This is a genomic window from Mesorhizobium sp. WSM4842 (genome assembly GCF_055901575.1).
This window is the reverse complement of record NZ_CM148372.1, coordinates 266,260-285,694: the sequence shown is the minus strand read 5'-3', so window position 1 is coordinate 285,694 and position 19,435 is coordinate 266,260. Positions and strand designations below refer to the sequence as shown.

The window sequence follows — 19,435 nt, the reverse complement described above, 5'->3', positions numbered from 1 at the left end:
AAGCTGCCAATCTCCCCCCAAGTGGGGGAGATGTCCGGCAGGACAGAGGGGGGCGCCGTAGAGCACTATCGGACGAGGCCCAGCTACTTCCCCGCCATTCCCTTCAGCCGATAAAGCGCTTCCAGCGCCTCCCTCGGCGTCATCTCGTCGGGGTTGATCGCGCCGAGCGCGGCACCGAGTGCGTCATCCCTGGCCGGCTTTTGCGCTTCTCGTTTCACCGCCACCGAAAACAGCGGCAGATCGTCGACCAGCCGGTTGGCCTTGCCCGACACCTCGCCCGCTTCCAGCTGGTGCAGCACTTCCCTGGCCCGGCCGACCACCGCTTCCGGCAGGCCGGCCAGACGCGCCACCTGCACGCCATAGGAGCGGTCGGCGGCACCCTTGCCGACCTCGTGCAGGAAGACCACGTCGCCTTCCCATTCCTTGACCCGCATGGTGACATTGTGCAGTCGAGCGAGTTTGCTGGCCAGCGCCGTCATTTCGTGGAAATGGGTAGCGAAGATCGCCCGGCAGCGGTTCTTCTCGTGCAGATACTCGACCGCCGCCCAGGCGATCGACAGGCCGTCGAAAGTAGCGGTGCCGCGGCCGATCTCGTCGAGGATTACAAGCGCACGCTCGCCGGCCTGGTTGAGGATCGCCGCCGTTTCGACCATCTCGACCATGAAGGTCGAGCGGCCGCGCGCCAGATCGTCGGAGGCACCGACACGTGAAAACAGCCGGTCGACGACGCCGATATGAGCTGATGCCGCCGGCACGAAGGAGCCGGTCTGGGCGAGGATGGCGATCAGCGCGTTCTGCCTGAGGAAGGTCGATTTGCCGCCCATATTGGGGCCGGTCAGCAGCCAGATCGCGCCGTTTTTGGCGTCGCCTTCCGGCGACAAATCGCAATCATTGGCGACGAACGGTCCTTCGCCCGAACGCCGCAGCGACTGTTCGACCACCGGATGCCGCCCGCCCGAAATTGCGAAGGCGAGGCTCGCGTCCACGATGGGCCGGCACCAGGCCTCGCTTTCGGAAAGCAAGGCAAGTGCCGACGACACGTCGAGCACGGCAAGCGCATCGGCGCCGGCGCGGATCTTGTCCACCTGGCCGACCGCTTCCGCCGTCAGCCTGTCGAAGGCGGCAAGCTCGATCGCCAGCGCCCGGTCGGCGGCATTGGCGATCTTCGATTCCAGCTCGGCCAGTTCCGTCGTGGTGAAGCGCATGGCGTTGGCCATGGTCTGGCGATGGATGAAGCGCGCCTTCGCCCCATCGCTGCTCGTCATGATCGCATGGTGGTTGGCGGTGACTTCGATGTAGTAGCCAAGCACATTGTTGTGCCGGATTTTCAGGGAGCGGATGCCGGTTTCGTCGATCAGCGAGCGCTCCAGCCCGGCGATCACCTTGCGCGATTCATCGCGCAGCGCCCGCAACTCGTCGAGCTCACCATGATAGCTGGAACGGACGAAGCCGCCGTCGCGCTTGAGCAGCGGCAGCTCGTCACTAAGCGCCTGCGTCAGATGCTCGGCCAGCGGGCGTGGCAGCGCCTCGATCGCCGCCAGCGCCGCCGCCAGTTCTTGCGGCAGGGCGGTCGCCCCAAACAGTTCGGCAATAGCGCCGGCTGCCTCGAACCCGGCACGCAGCGCGCCGAGGTCGCGCGGGCCACCGCGGTTGAGCGCCAGCCGCGACAGGGCGCGGGGCATGTCGGCGACACTCTTCAGGCCCGCCCGCACCGCCTGGCACAGTCGCGTCTCGGAGCGGAAGAACGATACCGAATCCAGCCTCGCACCAATTGCCGCCGGGTCGGTCAGTGGCGCCATCAGCCGGTCGGCGAGCAGCCGCGCGCCGCCGCCGGTCACCGTGCGGTCGATCGCCTTGAACAGCGAACCCTCGCGGCTGCCGGACAGGGTGCGCAGCAGTTCCAGATTGGCGCGTGTCGCCGGATCGATGAACAGCGTCGAACCCTGCTCCTCGCGCTCGGGCCGCGACAGCGGCGGCCGCTCGGCCTTCTGCGTCTTTTCGACATAGGCGATGGCGCCTGAGATCGCCGATAGTTCGGCGCGGGAAAACGTGCCGAAACTGTCCGGCGTCGCCACCTCGAAGAAGCGGGCGATGCGCCCGGCGGCCGACGCTGAATCGAACAGGCTCGGTGGCTGCGGATTGGCGACCCGGCCGAGCACATCGAACACCGGTTTCAGCTCGGCGTCGTAAAACACCTGCTCGGCGACGATCAACTCGCGTGGGTCGACGCGAAAGACATCGGCGAGCAGCCGGTCGGCGGTGGTCTCGGCAACGCGGAAGGCGCCGGTCGATATCTCGATCCAGGCCAGCGCAAAACTTCCTTGGCTCCCTGTCGCGTTGCCGCGCTCCCCGCCTCTTGGTTCCGCTCCGCCTTTGACCCGGCCAAGTGCCATCAAGAAACTCGATTCCGACGGCGCCAGCAACTTGTCCTCGGTGATCGTGCCTGGCGTCACCAGCCGCACCACGTCGCGTCGCACCACCGATTTGCCGCCGCGTTTCTTCGCCTCGGCCGGATCCTCGATCTGCTCGCAGACGGCGACGCGGAACCCTTGTCCGATCAGCTTCTGCAGATAGTCGTCGGCGGCAAGCACCGGCACACCGCACATCGGGATGTCGAGGCCCTGGTGCTTGCCGCGCTTGGTCAGGACGATGCCGAGCGCCCGGCTCGCCTTCTCAGCGTCGTCGAAGAACAGCTCGTAGAAATCGCCCATGCGGTAGAACAGCAGCGAATCCGGGTTCGCCGCCTTGATCTCGATATACTGCTCCATCATCGGCGTCGCCGGCGCAAAGGCCGTCGTAGCGCTGTCGCTGCGAATGGGCGTTTCGTCGTTCAAGAAGCTGCTTCCAAAATTTGCCAAGCCATCTGCTTGGCGGTTTACAGCGGCGAAGTGTAGCCTTAATCCCGAACGTTCCACAAAAGAAAGCATTGCACCCGTCCCAAGCGGTGCCGCACGGGTGAGGAAATCGAAAGCATCATGGCCAGGAAAACCGAAAACCCCGGACCCTCCGTCAGTGCGCAGGAGGCGCTGGAATTCCACGCCATGGGCCGCCCCGGCAAGCTGGAGATCGTCGCCACCAAGCCGATGGCGACGCAGCGCGATCTCAGCCTCGCCTATTCGCCGGGCGTCGCGGTTCCCGTCCTTGCCATCGCCGAGGATCCCAGCCGCGCCTTCGACTACACGGCGCGCGGCAACATGGTCGCCGTCATTTCCAACGGCACCGCCATCCTCGGCCTCGGCAATCTCGGCGCACTGGCCGCCAAGCCGGTGATGGAAGGCAAGGCGGTGTTGTTCAAGCGCTTCGCCGACGTCGATTCCATCGATCTCGAGGTCGACACCGAGGATGCCGATGAGTTCATCAATTGCGTGCGTTTCCTCGGTCCATCCTTCGGCGGCATCAATCTGGAAGACATCAAGGCGCCGGAGTGCTTTATCATCGAGCAGCGGCTGCGCGAACTGATGGACATACCGGTCTTTCATGACGACCAGCACGGCACCGCCATCATCTCGGCCGCCGGCCTGATCAACGCGCTGGAAATCACTGGCCGCGACATGAAGACCACGAAAATGGTCTGCAATGGCGCAGGCGCGGCCGGCGTCGCCTGCATCGAACTGATGAAGGCGATGGGCTTTGCGCCCGAGAACATCATCCTGTGCGACACCAAAGGCGTCGTCTTCCAGGGCCGCACCGAAGGCATGAACCAGTGGAAGTCGGCGCATGCCGTCAAGACCGACGCGCGCTCGCTGGCCGAGGCGCTGGACGGTGCCGACGTGTTCCTCGGCCTGTCCGCCAAGGGCGCGCTGACCACCAAGATGGTGAAGTCGATGGCCGAGAAGCCGATCATCTTCGCCATGGCCAATCCCGATCCCGAGATCACGCCGGAGGAAGTCGCCGAAATCCGCACCGATGCCATCATGGCCACAGGGCGTTCGGACTATCCGAATCAGGTCAACAACGTGCTCGGCTTCCCCTACATCTTCCGCGGCGCACTGGACGTGCGGGCCACCACCATCAATGACGACATGAAGATCGCCGCGGCGCGTGCGCTCGCCGAACTGGCGCGCCAGGATGTGCCCGACGACGTCGCCGCCGCCTACCAGGGCATGCGGCCGAAATTCGGCCCCAACTACATCATCCCGGTGCCGTTCGATCCGCGCCTGATCTCGGCCATTCCGATCGCGGTCGCCAAGGCAGCGATGGAGTCCGGCGTCGCGCGCAAGCCGATCCTCGACCTCGACCGCTACGCGCAGGAGCTTTCCGCCCGCCGCGATCCGATCGCCTCGACGCTGCAGCGCATCTACGACCGCGTGCGCCGCCAGCCCAAGCGCATCGTCTTCGCCGAGGGCGAGGAGGAGCAGGTGATGCGCGCCGCCGTCTCCTATGTGAATCAGCGGCTCGGCACCGCCATCCTGCTCGGCCGCGACGACATCATCAAGGAGAATGCCAGGAACGCCGGCATCGAGCTTGGCAAGCAAGGCATCGAGATCATCAACGCGCGGCTGTCGCGCCGCAATGGCGTCTACACCGACTATTTGTACGAGCGCATGCAGCGCAAGGGCTTCCTGTTCCGCGATTGCCAGCGCCTGATCAACAACGACCGCAACCATTTCGCCGCCTGCATGGTGGCGCTGGGCGACGCCGACGGCATCGTCACCGGCGTCACCCGCAACTATTCCACGGCGCTCGACGACATCCGCCGTGCCATCGACGCCAAGCCCGGCCACCGCGTCATCGGCGCCTCGATCGTGCTGGCGCGGGGCCGAACCGTGATTGTCGCCGACACCGCCGTGCACGACATGCCCAATGCCGAACAGATCGCCGACATCGCCGAGGAAGCCGCCGGCTTTGCCCGCCGCATGGGTTATGAACCAAGGCTCGCCATGCTTGCCTATTCCACCTTCGGCCATCCGCAGGGGGAGCGCTCCGAGCGCGTCCAGGAAGCGGTGCGCATCCTCGACAAGCGGCGCGTCGATTTCGAGTATGACGGCGAGATGGCCGCCGACGTGGCGCTCAACGCGCGTGCCATGGCGCAATACCCGTTCATTCGGCTCACCGGTCCGGCCAATGTGCTGATCATGCCGGCCTTCCACTCGGCCTCGATCTCGACCAAAATGCTGCAGGAACTCGGCGGCTCGACCGTCATCGGCCCGCTGCTGGTCGGCTTGGACAAGCCGGTTCAGATCGTCTCGCTCAACGCCAAGGACAGCGATATCGTCAACATGGCGGCCATCGCCGCGTACACGGCGGGGGCGTGAGGAGCGAGCGCCTCTTCCTTCTCCCCTTGTGGGAGAAGGTGGCCGAGCGAAGCTCGGTCGGATGAGGGGTGCTCCAGAGCCCACAAGGGGAGAAGGAAGAGGTGCCGCCTCCCTACAGCAGGCCTGCCTGCTCAGCCTCGTGGCGCAAATTCTGCCTCGGCCTTGGCCCGATCTGCTGGATGACCAGCCCGGCCGCCAGCGAGCCGAGATCGCCGCAATCCTTCAGGCTGCGCCCTTGCGTGTAGCCATAGAGGAAACCGGCGGCATAGAGGTCGCCGGCGCCGGTGGTGTCGACCAGTTCCCCGATTTTGGTCGCATTGACGGTGACGGTCTCGTCGCCGCGCACGATGACCGAGCCCATTTCCGAGCGTGTGACGGCGGCGATCTTGCAGTCCTTGCGGATCTGGGCCAGCGCCTCGTCGAACGAGGCGGTCTGGTAGAGCGCCTTGATCTCGTGGCTGTTGGCAAAGACGATGTCGACGGTGCCCGAGCGCATTAGGTCCAGAAACTCCTCGCGGTAGCGGTCGACGCAGAACGAATCCGACAATGTCATCGACACTTCGCGCCCGGCGGCATGCGCGAGCTTGGCCGCCTGCCGGATCGCTTCCTTGGCGCGCGGCGGGTCCCACAGATACCCTTCGAAATAGGTGACCGCCGCACCGGACGCCTTGTCTGCCTCGACATCTTCCGGCCCGAGCTCGATGCAGGCGCCGAGATAGGTGTTCATCGAGCGCTCGCCGTCTGGGGTGACGAAGATCATCGAGCGCGCCGTCGGTGGCTCGCCATTGAGCGGCCTGGTGTCAAAGGCGACGCCCTGCGCATGGATGTCATGGGCGTAGATTTCGCCGAGCGCATCGTTCGAGACCTTGCCGAAGAAGGCGGCGCGTCCGCCGAAGCTGGCGACACCCGCCGCCGTGTTGCCGGCGCTGCCGCCGGAGGCTTCGATCGCCGGGCCCATGCGGCTGTAGAGCAGCTCGGCGCGCCTCGTGTCGATCAGGTTCATCGCGCCCTTGATGATGCCGTTCGTTTCCAGAAATGCCTCGTCGCACTGCGCGATGATGTCGACGATGGCATTGCCGATACAAAGCACGTCATAATTCGGCATCAATGATGTCTCCGCGAAAACCACCGGCTTTCTGGCACGCCGGCCGCGGGCGGGTCTAGCGATTTGATGCGGCTTTGCCTAGGGTCGGATCGATTAATCTGTCGAACGGCAGATGCACCGCATCGCGCTGTGTGCCTGTGCCTTGTCCTGTCTCCGCCTGCCTCGGAGATACCAGCCATGGAATTGGAAACGCCGTGATCTCCAGCGCCGCCCGCGCCGCCGCCAGCCGGTTGTTCTCGCCCGAATTCCGCTCGGTGTTCGTGAAGACACTGGGCTTGACCTTGCTGGCGCTCGCCGCGCTGTGGTTCGCAATCGAGGGCCTGTTCGAATGGCTGGCCTGGCCATGGATCGACGCATGGCTGCCCAGCCTGCCGTCCTGGGCCGGATGGCTGGGCGTCATCGTCGCCGGGATCGGTCTCGCGCTGGGTCTGGCGCTGCTGATCGCGCCGGTGACGGCGATCATCGCCGGCCTGTTTCTCGACGACGTCGCCGAAGTGGTCGAGCGCACCGACTATCCCAACGACCCGCCCGGCCGCGCCATGCCGGCACTGCGCTCGATGGTGCTGGCGATAAGATTCTTCGGTGTCGTCATTCTCGGCAACATCGTCGCCTTGCTGCTTCTGCTGGTGCCGGGCATCAACATCGCCGCCTTCTTCATCGTCAACGGCTATTTGCTGGGGCGCGAATTCTTCGAATTCGCCGCCATGCGCTTCCGCCCGGAGGCCGAGGCACGGGCGTTGCGCAAAAAACATGCCGTCACGGTGTTCCTCGCCGGGCTGGTTGTCGCTGCCTTCCTCGCCGTGCCGCTGCTCAACCTTTTGACGCCGCTGTTCGCCGCCGCCATGATGGTGCACCTGCACAAGGCGATCTCGGCGCGGGAAGCGGCTTAGGAGTGCTGATGCTCAGGTGATGCCGGCGTGCGAATGGCGGTGTCCGGTGCTTCCGGTGCGTAGCCAAACGTTACGCTCCGTTCCGTTTGTTAGGCCCGACGCTAGCGTAAGAGAAAACCGCGTCCCAGTTCGTCGTCGGATTCGACGATGAATTCGGCCCGGCCGCAGTAGAACGCGCGGCCGCCGACACAGGCGATGATGGCGTCATGCGGCCCGGCTTTCGCGATCCTCGCCACGCTGCCGGAAAACCGCGAGCCGGCGATACTCTCGAACAGCCGCGTCTGGCCGGCGATTTCGCCCTTTGCATGCATTGCCGCCAGCCGCGCTGTGACGCCGGAGCCGGTCGGCGAGCGGTCGACCTGGGCCTCGGCGAAGACGCAGATGTTCTTGGTCGGGCTATCGGAGAATACGTCCTGTCCGTCGGTCAGGATGGTGCCGTAGAGAAAGGCAAGGCCGGCATGGTCGGGATGCGACAGCGGGAATTCCTTCTTCAGCTTCTCCGTCAGCGCCGTCGCCGCATCGACGAAATCACGCACGCGGTTCCGGCCGAATTCGAGGCCGAACTGGCGGCAATCGGCGAGCGCATAGAAGGCGCCGCCATAGGCGATGTCGAAGCCGATCGCCCCGAAGCCCGGCAATTCGACCTCCTGGTCGCGGGCGAACAGAAAGGCCGGCACGCTTTCGAATGACACAGCACCTGCCTTGCCGTCTTGCACCTCGACCGAGGCAACGACCAGCCCGCACGGCGCTTCAATATTGACTGTCGTCACCGGCTCCTGCCGCGCCACCAGCCCCTCGTCGACGGCATAGCGGCCGAGCGCGACGATGGCGTGGCCGCACATCGTCGAATAGCCCTCATTGTGCATGAACAGCACGGCGAGGTCGGCGCCGGGCAGGTCGGGTTCCACCAGCAGCGCGCCATACATGTCGTAATGGCCGCGCGGCTCGAACATTAGGATCTTCCTGAGATGGTCGAGGTGGTCGCGCACATAGGCACGTTTTTCCAGGATCGTGCCTGCGGGGATCTTGGGATAACCGCCGGTGACGATCCGCAGCGGCTCGCCGCCGGTGTGCATGTCGACGACGGTGAGTGTCATGCGTTGGGTTCGGCAAACAACGCCTGCAGCTTGCCGAACGGCATGGCGGCACGGGTGAAGCCGAAGGTGCCGTCCTGCTGGATCTCGCGCGCCGCCGTCTCCAGCATGCCGAAGGCGTAGTTAGTCAGCCAGGGGCCGAGCGAAATGCGCTTGACCCCTGCCAGGGCAAGATCGGCGATGGTGAAGCCGGGCCTCACCATGACGTTGACCGGCTTGGTCAGCGCCGAGCAGACGGTCCGCACCGTCTCGATGTCACTGATGCCCGGCGCGTAGAGCACGTCGGCGCCGGCCTTCTCGAAGGCTTGCAGCCGCTTGATCGTGTCGTCGATGTCGGGCCTGCCCCACAGAAAATTCTCGGCCCGCGCGGTGAAGACGAAATCGTGCTTCAGCGCCCGTGCCGCCTCCGCTGCAGCGGCGACGCGCTCGACTGCATGCGAAAAATCGTAGATCGGCTTGTCGGGCTCGCCGGTGTAGTCCTCGATCGAGCAGCCGGCAAGGCCTGCCGCCTCGGCTGCAAAGACGGTCTCGGCGGCACTTGTCGCGCTGTCGCCCTTGCCCTTCTCGAGATCGGCCGAGATCGGCAGGCCGGTCGCCGCCGCCACGTCGCGGCAGTGGTGGATCATCGCCTCGAAGGTCACGGCGCCGTCGGGCAGGCCGCGCGAAAAGGCAAAGCCGGCGCTGGTCGTCGCCAGCGCCTTGAAACCGAAGGAGGCCAGCAGTTTCGTCGTGCCGACGTCCCAGGGGTTGGGCATGACGAAGATCGAACTGTGCAGGTCGCGAAAGATTTTGCCCTTGTCCATGGATGCTCCCCAGAGTGCGAAGCGCATTTTATCCCGCCACTGCCCGACGGGCAAACGAATGCGATTGGTTCAGAAGCGATTGGCGTTCTCTCCTGCCAATTTGTCCAATGCGTCGGACCCCTTGAAGTATGCGGTCCCGTCCCAATGGTAGGTGACGGAGATGTCGCGCGAGGAAGCCTCGGGCGCCGGATCGTCGCAGCTTTCGCCATTCGGCACGGTGGCATCGGTCACCGTCGCCTTGATGGCCGCATAGGGCTGGCCGTCCGCAACGGTCTGAAACGCCAACTCCTGCGTGCGCCTGTAGGCGCACAGGGACTCGTCGAACGTATAGATCAGGTCGACCAACTCGAACCTGTCGTCGCGGACCAGGATCAGCGGCGTGCTCACATAGCCCTGGCTCGAATTGAAATGCGTGCTCAGGGTGATGATCGCGTCATCACCGGGCCCGATCGGCAGCTTGCCCGGATCGCGGAAAGTGTTGCTTCGGTCGACGGCGACATTGACAGCGTCGAGCAGTCTCGGCTTGCCGGCAAGATCGTAGAGCGCCAGAACCGCGAAACCCTCGGCGCTGTCGGAGGAGCTGCCGAGGTCGAACAGCATGGCCAGCCGATCCTTGCCGCCCGCCTTGATGTCGAGCGCGGCGGCGTTGGAGAGGCCCGACGTTTCGGGCGGCGAGCCACCGCTATCCGGACCCTCGATATGGCGCATCTCGATCGGCATAGAACCCCGGTAGAAGCCGTCCTTGTCCGCCGCCAGATCGGGAATGACCATCCTGGCGAGGTCGAAATAGGTCGTGTCCTGGTGGCCGGGAACGGCGCTGCCAAGGTCCGGGAAGCTGCCGTCTTGCGCGCCGGCCGTCGTCCACAGGCACGGCAGCAGCAAACAGGCGAGGACGAAGCGAAGCAGGATGGAATTCATACGCTGGCGCCTCCCACGGTCGAGCGTCCGCAAGCTAGCACGGACGACCGAGGCGTACAGCCGGATAACAAGCCTGAAGATAGATCAGTGGATCGGCACCAGCCCCGCAAGCTCGCGCATGTCGTCGAACAGGATGCCGCCGGCCTCGGTCAGGCCGTCGCGGTCGGAATGCGGGTCGCCGTGATAGGAATAAACGCGCATGCCGGCGGCAATGCCGGCTAATGTCCCGGCGACGCTGTCCTCGATGACGATGCAGTCGGCGGGCGCGAAGCCCATCGTGCTTGCCGCATGCAGGAACAGGTCGGGAAACGGCTTGCCGCGCGAGACCATGGTCGAGCTGAACAGCGCATGCTCGAACAGCGGCAGCAGCCCGGTCTGGCCGAGCGTGATGTGCATTTTCGACACCCGTGCCGATGAAGCGACGCAAGTTGCGATGCCGGCCGCGTGCACGGCTTCGATGAACTCCCTGACATAGGGGACGGCTTCGACGCCATGCGCGAACAGGTCCGGCAGGCCGGCATTCCAACGCTCGACGAAATCGGCGCCGAGGCTGACGCCGGTCGCCTCGACTTCCTTCTGCACCGAGACCATGGAGCGGCCGGAGAAATTCTTACGGCAATATTCGAAGCCCGCAGGATAGCCGGCGGCGCTGAGCCATTCGGCGAGGCGTCGATTGGCCAGGTTCTCGGTATCGACCAGAACCCCGTCGCAATCGAAGATGACGAGTTTGGGGTGGGATCGTGTTTCAGTCATATTGAACCATTCTGCCGGAGGGAATTCGGGTCAAGGTCGAGGCCTTCGGCGTAGGCCGTGCTGGTGGCACGGCCAAGTCCGAAGGCCGAAGGATTTGGCTCGAATTAACCCTGCAGGATGGTTCAATATGATTGAAATACGACCCAGACATCAGGCCGTGCCGGTCGATCCGAAGCCGCCGGAGCCGCGCGTCGTTCCGCCGGCCAAGGTGCGCTCCTCGACCGTCGCCTGCGTCACCGGGGCGAAGACGATCTGGGCGATCCGCATGCCACGCGTCACCGCGAAATCCTCGTCGCCGAGATTGATCAACAGCACCTTGACCTCGCCGCGATAGTCGCTGTCGATGGTGCCCGGTGTGTTGAGACAGGTGAGGCCGTGCTTGAAGGCGAGGCCTGAACGCGGCCGGACTTGGCCCTCTACGCCCTCTGGGATCTCCAGGATCAGTCCGGTCGGCACCAGCGCGCGTTTTCCCGGCAGGATCAGCAGCGGCCGGTCGTCCGGCACCGCGGCGCGCAGATCCATGCCGGCGGCGCCCGAGCTTTCATAGGCGGGAAGCGGCAGGCCTTCGCCATGCGGCAACCTGACGAAGCCGACGGCCGGACCGATGACGGAGGAAGTGTAGAGGGCTGCGCGCATGAGGCTGATCCTATCGCTGTCAACGCCGATTCGGTCAACTCGGCGGCTAGGCTATCAACGGCTTTCTTTCAGCGCAGTTCCGCTTCAGCGCAGCTCTACGGGGACGACCGTCGTCTCCTTGATCTCCTCCATGACGAAGGAGGCCGAAACGTCTGACAGCGCCACCTTGGCGATCAGCCGCTGATAGAGCCGGTCATAAGCCTTCACGTCGGCGACGCGGGCACGCAACACATAATCGAGGTCGCCAGACATGCGGTAGACACCGGTGATCTCGGGAAAACCGGTCACTGCCGCCCGGAATTTTTGCAGCCAGTCCGGATCGTGGTTGGAGGTCCGGACCAGGATGAACACCGAGAGGCCGAGGCCAAGTTTGTCGGGATCGACCAGCGCCACCCGGCCGGTGATGACGCCGTCTTCTTCCAGCCGCTTCACCCGGCGCCAGCAGGCGTTGCGCGACAGCGACACCCTTTCCGACAATTGGTCGACCGACAGCGTGCCGTCGCGTTGCAGCTCGGCCAGCAATCTTCGGTCGATTTCATCGATTTCCAGCGGCATGTGGGGATGTTTGTCCCAATAGCTACCAAAATACAAGGATGATTTGGGACCGATGAACCAAAAGCTCGTGCCAGAATACTCAGCATCGGGGGGCTTATCACGGTAGGAGGCATTACCATGACGACACGGCTTTCAAGACTCTTTACCTCTCACCCGGCCAAGGTGGGCGAGACCTATTTCAGCCATATGGCCTTCGCGGCGTGGTTCTGCTCGCGCCTGTTCATGGCGGCGTTCGCCGCGCTCATTCACGCTTTCTTGCCGTTTCTGTTTGAGACTACGGCCAGCCGAATCGTTCGCGAGCTCTATGAGCGCACGCACAACAGAGGCACACACGCGATCAAGGAGCCTGCGGCTCTCATGGATCGCGCCTAGAGAACGGTAGAAGCGATGTGCCGATGGGCGGCCTATCTCGGCGAAGCGGTCTTTCTCGAAGACATCGTCACGGCGCCCTGTCATTCGCTGATCGCCCAGAGCCACTGCGCCCAGGAAGCCAAGTCGCCGACCAATGGCGATGGCTTTGGCCTCGCCTGGTACAGTGACCGGCCCGACCCCGGCCTCTATCGCGACATCCTGCCGGCCTGGTCCGATCCCAATCTGAAGAGCCTGTGCCGCCAGATCAAATCCGGCCTATTTCTCGCCCACGTCCGTGCCTCGACCGGCGGTGCCACCAGCCGCATGAACTGCCATCCCTTCACTGCCGGCCGCTGGTCGTTCATGCACAACGGCCAGATCGGCGGCTTCGAAAGAATCCGCCGCGCGCTGGAAAATTCGCTCTCCGACGCGGGCTTCGCCCAGCGCGAAGGCACTACCGATTCCGAACTCTTCTTTCTCCTGATGATCGACGAAGGGCTGTCGGGTGATCCGGAGGGCGCTGTTCTCCGCGCCACCAGCCGCGTTATGGACGCCTCGCGCCGCGCCGGCTTCGAACCGGCGCTGAGACTTACCGCCGCCTTGTCGGACGGCGAATCGCTCCATGCGGTGCGCTATGCGACCGATGCCCATGCGCCGACGCTCTACACCTCCGTCTTCCGCAATGGCGGCGGGCGATGCCTTATGTCGGAGCCTTTCGACCGTGATGGCGGCGACTGGCAGCCGATCCCGCCCTCTAGCTTCGTCACCATCACCAGAGACGGCATGACCATTCGTCCGTTTGCGCCGGAGTCGGCGAGACTGGCGCTGGCCGTGTAGATCCCTCGCTATCGCGGCAATATCGCGGGACGGCGCCGACCTCACCAGACCCTCGCAGCGCAATTCCGATCAAGCGCCGCCTGTCCTCGAATGCTGAACTCGGCTTGAAGACGCGCCGTAGCCCGCCATTTGGTGAGGCTGACGCCGCTAGCAAGCCGGAGCATTGGTCATGGACCTCGTCTTTTCCTCCACCACAGAATTGGCTGCCGCGATCCGCGACCGCAAGATTTCCGCCGTGGAAGCGCTGGACGCGCATTTGGCTGAGATCGACAGGCAAAATGAGGCGGTCAACGCGGTCGTCACGCTCGACAGGGTAGGGGCTCGCGCTCGAGCGAAGAAAGCCGACGAAGCCCAGGCGCGCGGCGACGCTCTCGGGCCGCTGCACGGTGTGCCGTTCACGCTGAAGGACACGCACGAAACACTGGGGATGAAGACCACGGTTGGCTTCCCGCCCTTTGCCGACTATGTGGCGAGAAAGGACAGCCCGGTCGTTCTCAGGTTGAAGGCGGCCGGCGCCGTGCTGGTCGGCAAGACAAATGTCGCAACGATGCTGAGCGACTGGCAATCGAACAATCCGCTGTTCGGCCGCACCAATAATCCATGGGATCTCTCGCGCACCGCCGGCGGTTCCAGCGGGGGAGCGGCGGCAGCACTTTGCGCGGGCATGACACCATTCGAGATCGGCACCGACATGCAGGATTCGATCCGCCTGCCTTCAGCCTTTTGCGGCGTCTACGGCCTCAAGCCGACCGAGCATCGCGTCTCCCTGGCCGGCGCCTTTCCCGATCCCGCCGGTGCACCGCGCAGCGTGCGGCTGATGTCCTGTATCGGTCCGCTGGCCCGCAACGTCGAAGATCTGGCGCTGATACTGGGGATCATAGCAGGGCCAGATGGCAGCGACACAGATCTTGCGCCGGTGCCTGTCGAGGGCACGCCGAAGCTTGATCCCAAGACCCTGCGCATCGCTTTCGCGCCGGCCTTTCCGGGTTTTCCGGTAGCCGGCGAGATCAGGGCCGCGGTCGAAAGTCTGGCCGAGCAACTCAAGTCTGCGGGGGCAGCCGTCGAGGAAGCAAGACTGCCGACGCTCGACCTGCATGACGATCTGACGCAAGGCGGCGCGCTTATCGGCATGATGCTGGAGGCTGCGCAGCCGGAGCCGCCAGAAGAACCGACACCGGTCTCGCGCTGGTTCGAGGCGCTCGCCCGCCGCGACCAGTCAATCCTTGCCTGGGACCGGTTTTTCGAAGGTTGCGATGTCTTGCTTTGCCCCGTCGCCATGACCACGGCCTTTCCGCATTGCGAGCCGGGAACACCAATCAAGGTCGATGACAGGGAGCAGAGCTACTGGCTGCTGCCGGCCCATGGCGCGGTGTTCAACTATAGCGGCCACCCGGCACTGTCGATGCCCTGCGGGCAGGACCGCAACGGCCTGCCTATTGGCCTGCAGCTGGTTGGCAAACGCTGGTCGGAGTCACGGCTGCTTGGCATCGCAGCGGCCATGGCGCCACTCACCGGCGGCTTCCGCCGCCCGCCGGGCTATTGAGCGAAGCGGCCAGCGTAGGACGCAAGCAGTGGGTCGCGCCGTGCCAGCGCCGACCTCGATCGACCTCGGCGGCGCAATTCCAATTAAGCGCACCTAGTTCGTAATTTCGAACGTTACATTGTCGAAATTGCCGTTCGCCAAGTCATCGCGACTGATGAATAGGACGATGGAATACATGTCGCCCCAGATCCATCCAACCATATCGCTTGTCCGAAGCTCCAACAAAACCGCATTCGGTGTCGCCGGCCCGTGAGGCGTGTAGACATGGCCAGCCGGAGCATGCCCCATAGCGCCCCGTTCGTGCAGGGCATCGAATTGCCAGATCATTTCCATGCGAGAGCGCAATTCGGGATGAAGCGTCTCGGGAGCGCGTGTGTAGGCGCAGACGGCATGCCGATAAAGCTGGTCAGCATAGGTGTACCACCATTGCCCAACCGGCTTCTCGCACAGTCTCAAGGTCGAAGAACTGAAAAAGGCATAGCCATCTTCGTCATCTTTCAAATAGCGTACATATCGGAAAGGTATGTCCGCGATCTGCGCCAGCAAGTCTTGGATCGGTGCGCGCTGGAAGTCCTTTGTGAAGGGTATGAGCAAATCCCTGATGTGTGAAAACCGCCCCATCGACCGGGACGCTTCCAACTGCATGCTCTCCAGTTCCGTTCTACCCTCGTCGCGGTGTTTCCTTTTGAGCAGGCCGTCGATGTGCGTCCTGCCTAGGCTGAACTGGTCCTCAATGGCATTGAGAAGCGCCGCGAGCGTCGCTTCGTTGAACGGATGAAAGGCCGCGTTGGAGAGGTCCGGAAACTGAGCATGGCGGGGATTGGGCAAGCCGGGCGCCTTGCCCTTGCGCCATCCCGTGGGCGGAGGAGGTTGGCCAACGTGCTCGCTGATCATGATTGGCCACCTCGGCGAGTGGGCTTGCACCGGCGGCCTGCCTTTGGATGATCGCGGCCGGAACCAGACCGCATCCGCCTGCCCAGGTCCGTCGCGCCACTTCAGTTCTCCATCGACGTGGAGCACCTTGGGAGCCGTTTCTTCGGCATGAGCCGTTTCCTCGGCATGCAGGAAAACAGCAAGCCAGCCTTTCCTGGGACCGAGGCCAGACCAGATGTTCTGGGGCAAGGCGGACAGGTCTATCTGACATACGAAACGAAGAGGTTCGCCCTCGATCTCTGGCCACGCAACGTCATCGGGCAAGCAAGGCGCACCGCCAAACCAGCCGGCGCTCTGCTGTGCTGGGAGCGGTACGACGGGAGTGAGCAGGACATAGGGTTCCTCGATGTTTCTCGCATTGGCCAGCATCTCGAAGGTTGCGACTTCGTTCTCCACGATGCCACGTACTAGCCCGGCAGCGAATTCGCGCGACGCTTGGTCTGCCTTGCGCTTACCAAAGATTTTTCTAAGTACCCGGATGATCATCTGCCACCTGGTTGCCTGCCCGCCACGCGGAAAAAAATGCCCGCTACAAGTAAACATCCTGATAAAGTCAATAAGAAGTAGTGAAGTAGAAGTGACGCGAATCTCATTCGATTTCAGCTTCAGATCATCCACGAATTGATTCCGAACGAGCAGCCGATCGCCAGCTATCGCTACGTGCTTCTCCCTCATCCCGCTGCTTCGCAGCCTCTTCTCCCGTTAGAGAGAAGAAGCTTACGCCGTGGCTGGCGAAACTCCGCTCCTCTCGAGGGTTCCGAAGGGACGAGCAAGGCACGCGGCTCGCCCCGGAATGGTCGGCCGAGCAAAGTGAGGGCTGGGGTGAGGGGTGCCCGATGCGATTTGCCTACTCGGGCTGCTGAGAAAACCGTCCCAGCCCATAGGGCGCCAGCAGCGGATCGCGCTCCCCGTCGAGGATTTCGCGGACGGCAAACAGGCCGACGGCCGGCGCCATCGTGATGCCCGAATGCATGACCGCGACATAGAGGCCGCCCACGCCTTGAGCCCGCCCGATGATCGGAAAGCCGTCGATCGGCGTCGGCCGGTAGCCGACGGTGTGGAAATCCAGTTCCAGCCCGTCGGCACCGCGCAGCATGGTTTTCATCGACGCAAACAGCTCGCGGGCGGTGGCTGCGGCATCCATGCCCGGATCGGCGCCGCCGAAATCCGAACCGGCGATGATGCGGCCCTCGGCAATCTGGCGCATATGCAGCCGATCGCCGATCACCAGGCCGTTGAGCAGCCTTTCGTAGGGGCGTGAGTGGACGATCAGGCCGGGCGGCGTCTCGATCGGCAGTTTTAACCCGGCCGTCGCCGCAATTGCCTGAGAGCCGACGCCGGCTGCGATCACCACTTCGTCGGCGGCAATCCGTCCGCCTGACGTATCCACGCCGGTAATCCTGCCATTGGTCTCTATCAGCGCGGTGACTGTCGTGCCGGTCATCACCCGCGCGCCAAGCCGCTCGGCGTCGGCCAGCAGCGTCTGCGTGGCCGCGACCGGCTCGGCCACGCCCTCCTCAGCGACGTGAAGGGCGAAATCGGGAAGCTCGGTCAAATTGGGCTCTATACGTGCGGCTCCCACGCGGTCGACGCGCTCGATGCCGTAACCCCAGCCGGAGTGCTCGGCGGCATAGGCTTCCAACTCGGCCGGCGGCAGGTCCCAGCACAGGCCGCCGCACCATTCCAACGGAATGCCGGGCACGTCATGCGCAAGCCGCGTCCATTCGGCCATCGAACGGGTACGCAGCCGAAAATAAGGCTCTGGATTGCCCCAGCTGGCATTGATCCAGGCAAAGGAATTCGGCGTCGCGACGCCGCCGGCATCGCTGTCGGCAACGACCGTCACGTTCGCGCCGGCCTTCGCCAAATGCCAGGCGATGGACGCGCCGATGATGCCGGCGCCGACGACGATGACTTGCTTGGCTGCGCTCATCGATGGTCCTTTGTCGAATCGGGTCTTCTGATGTCGTTGCGGCAACCCTATCTCAAGACCGGGCAACTGCCCAAAACTGTTCGACAGGCTACAAAAGCGCTGCTAGAAGCCCGCGCACCACATGGGATTCCATAAATTGGCTGAAGACATCACGAACGCGGTGGCGCGCCGCCGCACTTTCGCGATCATCGCGCATCCAGACGCCGGCAAGACGACGCTGACCGAAAAGCTGCTTTTGTTCGGCGGCGCCATCCAGCTTGCCGGCGAGGTCAAGGCCAAGAAGGATCGCATCCAGACCCGGTCGGACTGGATGAAGATCGAGCGCGAGCGCGGCATCTCGGTCGTCACCTCGGTGATGACCTTCGAGTATGAGGACAATGTCTTCAACCTGCTCGATACGCCCGGCCACGAGGATTTCGCCGACGATACCTACCGCACGCTGTCGGCAGTCGATGCGGCGGTCATGGTCATCGATGCCGCCAAGGGCATCGAGCCGCGCACGCTAAAACTGTTCGAGGTCTGCCGGCTGCGCGATATCCCGATCATCACCTTCGTCAACAAGATGGACCGCGAAAGCCGCGACCCGTTCGAGATCCTCGACGAGATCGAGCAGAAGCTGGCACTGGACACCGCACCGATCACCTGGCCGATCGGCCGCGGCAAGACCTTTTCAGGTACCTATCATCTGGCGCTGAACGCGGTGCGCAAGGGCGACGCGGAGAAGGAACGCACGCCGGTCAATGGACCCGACTCCAACCGCGTCGCCGGCCTGTTGCCGGAGAACGAGCGCGAAGCCTTCATCGAGGAGCTCGAGCTGGCGCGCGAAGCCTGCCGTCCGCTCGACATCGACTCGTTTCGCGAGGGCCACCTGACGCCGGTCTATTTCGGCTCGGCGCTGCGCAATTACGGCGTGCGCGACCTGATCGAAGCGCTTGGCGCCTACGGGCCGCCGCCGCGCGCGCAGGAGGCTGACACCCGCAAGGTCGAGGCGACCGAGGACAAGATGACGTCCTTCGTCTTCAAGATCCAGGCCAACATGGATCCCAACCACCGCGACCGTATCGCCTTCGTCCGCGTCTGCTCGGGCAAGCTCGAGCGCGGCATGAAGGCCAAACTGGTGCGCACGGGAAAACCGATGAGCCTGTCGGCGCCGCAATTCTTCTTCGCCCGCACACGCGTCACCGCCGACGAGGCTTTTGCCGGCGACGTCGTCGGCATCCCCAACCACGGCACGCTGCGCATCGGCGACACGCTGACCGAGGGCGAGGAGATCCTGTTCCGCGGCGTGCCGAACTTCGCGCCGGAAATCCTGCGCCGCGTCCGCCTGGGCGACGCGATGAAGGCCAAGAAGCTGAAGGAAGCGCTGCACCAGATGGCCGAGGAAGGCGTCGTGCAACTGTTCTCGCCGGAGGACGGTTCCCCGGCAATCGTCGGTGTCGTTGGTGCGCTGCAGCTCGACGTGCTGAAGGAGCGGCTGAACATCGAATACTCGCTGCCCGTCGATTTCGAGATGTCGCGCTTTTCCGTCTGCCGCTGGATATCGGCCGGCGACAAGGCCGAGGTGCATCGCTTCATCGAGGCGCATCGCGGCGACATTGCCCGCGACCTCGACAACGATCCGGTGTTCCTAGCCCAGCACGCCTTTTCGCTCAACTACGAGGCCGAGCGCTGGAAGGCGATCCGTTTTGCGGCGGTCAAGGATTATCAGGTCCGCGACAAGGCGGCTTGAACTGCGGCCCTCCCTTCCCCCCTTGTGGGGGAAGGTGGATCGGCGCGCAGCGCCGAGACGGAAGAGGGGTGTTGGAAGAAACTCGGCGTGAAACGTCGAA

16 protein-coding genes are annotated in these 19,435 nt (G+C 64.1%); 6 read left to right on the top strand and 10 right to left on the bottom strand.

The window, feature by feature from the left end:
• Window positions 1-83 precede the first annotated feature (83 nt).
• Window positions 84-2,834 (bottom strand): DNA mismatch repair protein MutS, encoded by a 2,751-nt coding sequence (gene mutS, locus AC0NIE_RS01290; RefSeq protein ID WP_473484125.1) that lies wholly within the window; start codon window positions 2,832-2,834, stop codon window positions 84-86.
• Window positions 2,835-2,975: 141 nt separating this feature from the next.
• Here mutS and AC0NIE_RS01285 point away from each other — a divergent pair, with 141 nt between their 5' ends.
• Window positions 2,976-5,255, top strand: a complete 2,280-nt coding sequence (locus AC0NIE_RS01285; protein WP_473484123.1) for an NADP-dependent malic enzyme — start codon at window positions 2,976-2,978, stop codon at window positions 5,253-5,255.
• 112 nt (window positions 5,256-5,367) lie between these two features.
• Here the strand turns inward: AC0NIE_RS01285 and AC0NIE_RS01280 are convergent, their stop codons facing one another.
• Window positions 5,368-6,360 (bottom strand): adenosine kinase, encoded by a 993-nt coding sequence (locus tag AC0NIE_RS01280; RefSeq protein WP_473484121.1) that lies wholly within the window; start codon window positions 6,358-6,360, stop codon window positions 5,368-5,370.
• A 194-nt stretch (window positions 6,361-6,554) separates the two neighbouring features.
• Here AC0NIE_RS01280 and AC0NIE_RS01275 point away from each other — a divergent pair, with 194 nt between their 5' ends.
• On the top strand, window positions 6,555-7,250 hold the full coding sequence (locus AC0NIE_RS01275) for a sulfate transporter family protein (RefSeq protein ID WP_473484119.1): 696 nt from the start codon (window positions 6,555-6,557) through the stop codon (window positions 7,248-7,250).
• A gap of 101 nt (window positions 7,251-7,351) precedes the next feature.
• Here AC0NIE_RS01275 and AC0NIE_RS01270 read toward each other — a convergent pair whose 3' ends face one another.
• From AC0NIE_RS01270 to AC0NIE_RS01245, 6 genes are all read right to left on the bottom strand, one after another.
• On the bottom strand, window positions 7,352-8,347 hold the full coding sequence (locus AC0NIE_RS01270; protein ID WP_473484117.1) for a proline racemase family protein: 996 nt from the start codon (window positions 8,345-8,347) through the stop codon (window positions 7,352-7,354).
• Window positions 8,344-9,147: an isocitrate lyase/PEP mutase family protein gene (locus tag AC0NIE_RS01265; RefSeq protein ID WP_473484115.1), complete on the bottom strand. Its 804-nt coding sequence runs from the start codon at window positions 9,145-9,147 to the stop codon at window positions 8,344-8,346. The genes AC0NIE_RS01270 and AC0NIE_RS01265 overlap by 4 nt, the downstream gene beginning before the upstream one ends.
• A 69-nt stretch (window positions 9,148-9,216) precedes the next feature.
• On the bottom strand, window positions 9,217-10,065 hold the full coding sequence (locus AC0NIE_RS01260; RefSeq protein WP_473484113.1) for a hypothetical protein: 849 nt from the start codon (window positions 10,063-10,065) through the stop codon (window positions 9,217-9,219).
• Between the two features lie 84 nt (window positions 10,066-10,149).
• Complete coding sequence (locus AC0NIE_RS01255) at window positions 10,150-10,818, bottom strand: HAD family hydrolase (protein ID WP_473484110.1); 669 nt, start codon at window positions 10,816-10,818, stop codon at window positions 10,150-10,152.
• A gap of 150 nt (window positions 10,819-10,968) precedes the next feature.
• Window positions 10,969-11,454, bottom strand: coding sequence for a dUTP diphosphatase (dut, locus tag AC0NIE_RS01250; RefSeq protein ID WP_192355879.1), 486 nt, complete (start codon window positions 11,452-11,454; stop codon window positions 10,969-10,971).
• Between the two features lie 84 nt (window positions 11,455-11,538).
• On the bottom strand, window positions 11,539-12,009 hold the full coding sequence (locus tag AC0NIE_RS01245; RefSeq protein ID WP_473484107.1) for an Lrp/AsnC family transcriptional regulator: 471 nt from the start codon (window positions 12,007-12,009) through the stop codon (window positions 11,539-11,541).
• Between the two features lie 117 nt (window positions 12,010-12,126).
• Here AC0NIE_RS01245 and AC0NIE_RS01240 point away from each other — a divergent pair, with 117 nt between their 5' ends.
• From AC0NIE_RS01240 to AC0NIE_RS01230, 3 genes are all read left to right on the top strand, one after another.
• Window positions 12,127-12,381: a DUF6356 family protein gene (locus tag AC0NIE_RS01240; RefSeq protein ID WP_473484105.1), complete on the top strand. Its 255-nt coding sequence runs from the start codon at window positions 12,127-12,129 to the stop codon at window positions 12,379-12,381.
• A gap of 15 nt (window positions 12,382-12,396) precedes the next feature.
• Entirely contained in the window at window positions 12,397-13,197 is an 801-nt protein-coding gene (locus tag AC0NIE_RS01235) for a class II glutamine amidotransferase (protein ID WP_473484102.1), read from the top strand.
• A gap of 169 nt (window positions 13,198-13,366) precedes the next feature.
• Window positions 13,367-14,740, top strand: a complete 1,374-nt coding sequence (locus AC0NIE_RS01230; protein ID WP_473484100.1) for an amidase — start codon at window positions 13,367-13,369, stop codon at window positions 14,738-14,740.
• A 93-nt stretch (window positions 14,741-14,833) separates the two neighbouring features.
• On the opposite strand, the gene AC0NIE_RS01225 is transcribed toward AC0NIE_RS01230, so the two are convergent.
• Together AC0NIE_RS01225 and AC0NIE_RS01220 are read right to left on the bottom strand one after the other, a co-directional pair.
• Window positions 14,834-16,291 carry a DUF1963 domain-containing protein gene (locus AC0NIE_RS01225; protein ID WP_473484097.1) on the bottom strand — a complete coding sequence of 486 codons (1,458 nt, stop codon included), beginning with the start codon at window positions 16,289-16,291 and terminating at the stop codon, window positions 14,834-14,836.
• A 229-nt stretch (window positions 16,292-16,520) separates the two neighbouring features.
• A complete protein-coding gene (locus AC0NIE_RS01220) occupies window positions 16,521-17,606 on the bottom strand; it encodes an NAD(P)/FAD-dependent oxidoreductase (protein WP_473484095.1) in 1,086 nt (361 codons plus the stop codon).
• 136 nt (window positions 17,607-17,742) lie between these two features.
• Between AC0NIE_RS01220 and AC0NIE_RS01215 the strand changes: the two genes are divergently transcribed.
• A complete protein-coding gene (locus AC0NIE_RS01215; protein WP_473484093.1) occupies window positions 17,743-19,335 on the top strand; it encodes a peptide chain release factor 3 in 1,593 nt (530 codons plus the stop codon).
• The last annotated feature ends 100 nt before the right edge of the window (window positions 19,336-19,435 follow it).